Below are 591 nucleotides of genomic sequence, written 5' to 3'. Positions count from 1 at the left end.
TGGGTGTGGCCCGCTTTTTCTACTCCCCCCCGGGGGCGCGCCCCCCCGCCCGCGCCCCCCCCCGCGCCCCCCCCCACGACGGTGTAACCGGCCGTTCCACCACGTCATTGCCAGCCCCTTCCCGGGCAGCGGCCGGCCTCGATGCCGTTCGGGACGGGCGGCCTGCAGACGGGGTCTGATCCTTCGATGTCTGCGCCCGTGCTCTCGAACGGGCTAGGTGGCGCTCACCAACGAGGTGCGGGCGTCGGTGCCCGTCGGGCGGGGCGAGTCCGGCGCGACGTCGGACGCCATCCTGGCCGGCGCCGGTTGTGGAACCGCGATCAGGTCGGTCTCCGGCCAGGTGACCGCAAGTGGTGTCAGCCCCTCCACGTCGAGACGCCGGGCGAGTCCCCGCCGTGCCGCCGGCGTTCAGGCCGACGGCGATTGCCCCCGGCAGAGTACGAGCAACTGCAGCGCGATGACGACGCCCTCCTTTCCGAGAGCATCGCGGTACCGCATGATGATCCGTTGCTCGCGAGCTAGGCCGTGTCTTGTGGATCAGGTTTCGCGGGCGAGGTCGCGGAGCCAGATCTTGATGGTGGCGATGTCGAT

1 protein-coding gene is annotated in these 591 nt (G+C 71.2%); it reads right to left on the bottom strand.

Annotated features, from left to right (window positions below; all coding sequences use genetic code 11):
- Positions 1-213: 213 nt before the first annotated feature.
- Positions 214-369: a hypothetical protein gene (locus ACLQ24_RS28805; protein ID WP_425894884.1), complete on the bottom strand. Its 156-nt coding sequence runs from the start codon at positions 367-369 to the stop codon at positions 214-216.
- Positions 370-591: the final 222 nt, after the last annotated feature.

The sequence above is a fragment of the Micromonospora sp. DT4 genome (genome assembly GCF_049841675.1).
Classification (GTDB): Bacteria; Actinomycetota; Actinomycetes; order Mycobacteriales; family Micromonosporaceae; genus Micromonospora.
The sequence above is the reverse complement of the archived record's forward strand: the minus strand, read 5'-3'. Positions and strand labels throughout refer to the sequence as shown.